Origin of the sequence: Bradyrhizobium sp., assembly GCF_004799445.1 — a bacterium.
Lineage (GTDB): Bacteria > Pseudomonadota > Alphaproteobacteria > Rhizobiales > Xanthobacteraceae > Bradyrhizobium.
The window spans coordinates 1-4,540 of sequence record NZ_SSNA01000023.1; the positions used below are offsets into that span (position 1 = coordinate 1).

Here is a 4,540-nt window from a genome sequence, read left to right on the forward strand (position 1 = left end):
CGAGAAAACGGCCGTTCGGCAGTCGTCCGGATCACCGATCGTGGCCCTCACGTCAGCGGAAGAATAATCGATGTATCGCAGGCTGCCGCACATGAACTCGGCTTCGCGGATTTGACGAAGGTGTGCCTCAAGATCCTGTCGATTCCGGAAAATCGACCAGCCGGTGAAAAATTGATTGTTGCGACGGCGGGAATAGCAGCACGTCGCGATCACTCGCGCCATCCAATCGTCATCTTGGGTTGCGCACTGATTGACGCGGATCAATGACATCCTTGAACGGTTGGGGGGACTTCCTTGCTGGCAGTCCGCCGTTCTCAATGTGCGGTATGATTGGTTGCTGTTGGCCGGTGAATGGGCTCTAATCCGACGCTGGAGCAATTAGCGATGATCTAAAAAGCAATGAATAAGAAGCAAGAAATTCCACCACCTGCCCATCCCTATAAAAGGCGTGACCCTTTGCCTTGGCAGCAGCCGAAGGCAACTGAGGAAGATCCCGAGGCCTTGCAGCGAGTGCAGGCGATCCTGAATAACCCCAGCTACCGTCGAGCTGATAATGACATTGATTTTCTCGCGCAAGATGGCGTGCGCGGCGTGCGCCTACAGATCGACTATCTCAAGCCCGAGCTGCTGCTTGAAGAGCACAACATTCACCAAACGATAGTTGTGTTTGGGAGCACGCGAATTTGCGAGCCGGCTGCCGCACTTCGCAAGGTGGATACGCTGCGCGCATCACTCGCTGCCGACGCAAACAATATGGAGCTGCAACGTCGGCTAGTAATTGCTGAGCGAATCCATGCCAAGAGTCACTATTATGATGTAGCTCGCGAATTCGGGCGTCTCGTGGGCAGTGCGAATCATGGCGCTCGCAAACACCATACGGCCATCATAACCGGTGGAGGGCCGGGAATGATGGAGGCCGCCAACCGTGGAGCGTTCGACGTCGGAGCCAAATCCGTCGGACTAAACATCAGCCTCCCTCATGAGCAATATCCGAACCCCTACGTCACACCCGAACTCTGTTTCAGCTTTCATTATTTCGCTCTGCGCAAGCTGCATTTTCTCCTACGGGCCAAGGCACTCGTCGCGTTCCCAGGTGGTTATGGCACGTTCGACGAACTGTTCGAGGTTCTAACTTTAGTACAGACCCGCAAGATCAAGCCAATCCCTGTCGTGTTGGTGGGTGAGGCCTATTGGCGTCGCGCGGTCGACATAGATTTCCTCGTCGATGAAGGTGTCATCGATGCGGAAGATCGGGATCTGTTCTGGTTTGCCGAGACGGCGCAGGAAATTTGGGACGGTATCTTGCATTGGCACGATGCGAGCGGGGAGCCTTTGCATAGAGAACCGTGAGATGCCTGTGTTTCAGTACTGCCGAAACGCCCGTGCGATTGCCGATAGAATTAACTAGTACGAAGGAGAGTGACTTGAAGATATCCTTTCATGGAGCGGATCGCGGTGTGACCGGCTCCTGTCATTTGGTCGAATGTGCTGGGAAGCGGATCTTGATCGACTGCGGGCTATATCAAGGTAGCCGCGAGTTGGACGAGGAAAACGCCGAACCTTTCGGCTTTGATGCCGCCAGCATCAACTACGTACTACTAACCCATGCTCACCTGGATCATTGCGGGCGTCTGCCTCTATTGGCCAAGAGGGGATTTAGCGGAGAGATCATTACAACGTCAGCGTCGCGTGAGTTGGTGCGGCTTGTTCTTCTGGATGCAGCCCACCTGCTGGAGGAGGACGTGCGACACAGTTCGGGCAGGCTCGGTCATGACGGAGCGGCCCACGACACAAAGGCACCGCTCTATTCAACCCTCGATGCACTGAACTGCCTGGATTATTTGGGACGGACCGCGGTCTACTCACAGGTTCTCGAGGTCGCCGCTGGCGTGCATGCTACCTTCATCGACGCTGGACATATTCTGGGTTCGGCAAGCATTTTCCTGGAACTTGAAGAGCAGAGCCATTCGACCAGCGTGTTGTTTTCGGGGGACCTGGGCAACACCGGTCGCCTACTGCTGCGCAGCCCTACGACGCCACCACAGGCTGAGAACGTTGTGATGGAAACCACGTACGGCGACCGATTGCACAAGCCCCTGGGCCCGTCCGTCGATGAGTTTTTTGAGGCTATTACCGAGACTTTCAAGCGGGGCGGAAACGTCATCATCCCCACCTTCGCTCTGGAGCGCGCGCAGGAACTGCTCTATTTCTTGAGTCAGGGCATCGCTCAGGGCCGGCTCACGAAATCGACGCAAGTGTACCTGGATTCGCCGATGGCTATTTCAGCCACCGAGATCTTTCGGCGCCATCCAGAATGTTTTGATCCGGCGACCGCGAAGTTGTTTCAAGACGGACACGACCCCCTCGATTTACCAGGATTGCATTTCACGAGGGAGACCGCCGATTCCGTTGCGATAAACAACATTCATGGCGGGGCCATTATCATGGCCGGATCGGGCATGTGCACCGGCGGCCGCGTGCGCCACCACCTGCAGCACAATTTAGGTCGCGAGGATTCGAGCATCGTATTCGTCGGCTACGCAGCCGTTGGAACTCTCGCGCGCCGTATTATCGACGGCGCCAAGCAAGTGACTATCTTTGGTGAGAACATCCCGGTTAAGGCTCGCATCTACACCATCAATGGGTTTTCCGCCCATGCCGACGAAGCTGAGCTGCTGACGTGGCAAAAGCAGACCTGCGCGAAACGCACGTTCCTCGTCCACGGCGAAGACGACACCATGAAACAGTTCGCCGCACATCTTTCCGACACTCGTGTCGAAATGCCGGAGCCGAATCAAGCGTTTGATTTGTGAGTTCGCACCCTACGTGAGATAAGATGGACGCCGTCGAAGTGCTACTTCAAAGCGGCTGAAAGAATCCTCGCGTCCATCGCTTCTACGAGAGTTGTGGCTTTGAACCGGGAGTTCGGACTGCCTACGTTGCGAATCGCCCACCTAGGCTCAATTTCATTGCGGGCAGACCGAACTGGAACGGGAGGCCGCTCTGCCAGTCAGCCCCTCAGCAGAAGGACTATAATAACGATCACCAATATCGTGCCGAGGCCCCCTCCAAAATAATGGTAGGGAGCGCCGAGATAGAAACCACCGCCACCAAAAAGGAGAACCAGAACGACCAAGAGTAGGATTAATCCCATTGTATCCCTCCTAGGATAATACCCGCGCGATGCGCATGCCCCACTTGGGGCCGCCACCTGAGGCAGCCTAACTGCCCCTGACGACCAGCACCCACGGCGAAGATGTTTCGTATTCAACGATGTACTGATCGACGTTGTTGCACTTCGTGCATTCGAATGTGCGCAGATCGTAGCCCGGCTTGTCTGGTTCGATCCGAGCAAGCGTCATTTTCGCGCCGCATTTCGTGCATGGTGCCTCCATCAGGCGATCACGGAATAAGGTCGGGGCTTGGGGAGACGCGGTCATGATTGCTCACCAGACTTCGGCGGGAGCACAACACTCTCAGGCACCGGTAGATGCCAAAGATGGGCGGTGATGGAACTCATTTGCCACGTCCGGTTCCCGACTTAAAGCGAAAGTTCCATTCCAATTCGAAATGGCTGCAATGTCCAAACTCAGCGGCCCCCGGACATTGTGATCAATATTGCTCACTTTCGAAGATTAGAACCCGAAACACCTCGAAGTACCTCGACTTAGCAAATATTGATGTGGCGCAATTGGCAACGTGCGGCACGCATCGGCGCACAGCTTCGTTGCAAGGCACGCGGCAGATCATTTAAGTTCGCGGGCCAGCCGGCCTTTGCCAAGACATTTCTTGCAGGGTGCAGGATAGATCTTTCGACCCGGCTCGGCCGGTTGCACGACGGTCGGGAATCCGGTGCCCTCACAGGCGGGGCATTCGATTTCCGTGCCAAATTTGGCTGAGCTGGGCTTTCTCATTGGGACTGCTTTTCGGAATGAGGAAAACCTTCGCCATATCATTGTGCAAGACGGGTTGCTCGCTGCGATTATCCCACTTCAGGGCCACCCCAGACCAGTTCTTTTCGGTGACGGTGGCCTTATCGTTCTCGTCCTCGCCCCAGCAAACGCGATCGCCTACCTTGAGTCCTCGGGATTGTTCACCGGTCATGTTCTCAACCTCAATCTGTCCAACGCGGCCCGTTGCACGGGGCGCGTCTGCTATTGCGCCGGCGATGATATTGGACAGCAATATGGAACCCAAAGCTCCATTGTGGTTCCATCACCGCCCAGACCTCGGCAATCATCGGTGACCGAGAGTGTCGCACTCCCGCCCGCATAAAGGGGAGCATCCATAGCCCAAATCGAAATCGAGCCGCTCAAATGCCGGCTCGACAAAAGGTCGGCAGACGGGACACCCGGCGCAACGTGTCACGAGTTCTGCCTGTTCGAATTTCCCGGCTGCGCAGGTTGTCCCAACGCCTTCCGGGAGCAATCACTCTCACTGCGGCATATGGATACTCACCCACTTTGCCGGACGACTTCGAAAGGTCGATGCAGTGGGCCATCATCAGACGATCGATTGTCTCAACGTTCATACCCACTCC

The 4,540-nt window shown here is 55.8% G+C and carries 5 protein-coding genes and 1 pseudogene; 3 read left to right on the forward strand and 3 right to left on the reverse strand.

Features of this window, described 5'->3' with window-relative positions:
• From E8A46_RS01910 to E8A46_RS01920, 3 genes and pseudogenes are all read left to right on the forward strand, one after another.
• Nucleotides 1–138 (forward strand): annotated as a pseudogene (locus tag E8A46_RS01910) (RlpA-like double-psi beta-barrel domain-containing protein); the annotation flags it as partial.
• A 261-nt stretch (nucleotides 139–399) separates the two neighbouring features.
• On the forward strand, nucleotides 400–1,350 hold the full coding sequence (locus tag E8A46_RS01915) for a TIGR00730 family Rossman fold protein (RefSeq protein ID WP_291556645.1): 951 nt from the start codon (nucleotides 400–402) through the stop codon (nucleotides 1,348–1,350).
• A 74-nt stretch (nucleotides 1,351–1,424) separates the two neighbouring features.
• A complete protein-coding gene (locus tag E8A46_RS01920; protein WP_291556650.1) occupies nucleotides 1,425–2,813 on the forward strand; it encodes an MBL fold metallo-hydrolase in 1,389 nt (462 codons plus the stop codon).
• Nucleotides 2,814–3,221: 408 nt separating this feature from the next.
• Here the strand turns inward: E8A46_RS01920 and E8A46_RS01925 are convergent, their stop codons facing one another.
• The 3 genes from E8A46_RS01925 to E8A46_RS01935 all read right to left on the reverse strand — a co-directional run.
• Nucleotides 3,222–3,440: a hypothetical protein gene (locus E8A46_RS01925; protein ID WP_291556653.1), complete on the reverse strand. Its 219-nt coding sequence runs from the start codon at nucleotides 3,438–3,440 to the stop codon at nucleotides 3,222–3,224.
• 418 nt (nucleotides 3,441–3,858) lie between these two features.
• Entirely contained in the window at nucleotides 3,859–4,185 is a 327-nt protein-coding gene (locus E8A46_RS01930) for a hypothetical protein (RefSeq protein ID WP_291556656.1), read from the reverse strand.
• A gap of 127 nt (nucleotides 4,186–4,312) precedes the next feature.
• The coding region (locus E8A46_RS01935; protein ID WP_291556658.1) for a hypothetical protein at nucleotides 4,313–4,540 on the reverse strand (228 nt) is incomplete at its 5' end.

What these genes read in the sequence shown, in the direction of transcription:
- E8A46_RS01915 (WP_291556645.1), top strand. Translation starts at nt 400, where the DNA reads ATGAATAAGAAGCAAGAAATTCCACCACCTGCCCATCCCTATAAAAGG.
- E8A46_RS01925 (WP_291556653.1), bottom strand. Translation starts at nt 3,440, where the DNA reads ATGACCGCGTCTCCCCAAGCCCCGACCTTATTCCGTGATCGCCTGATG.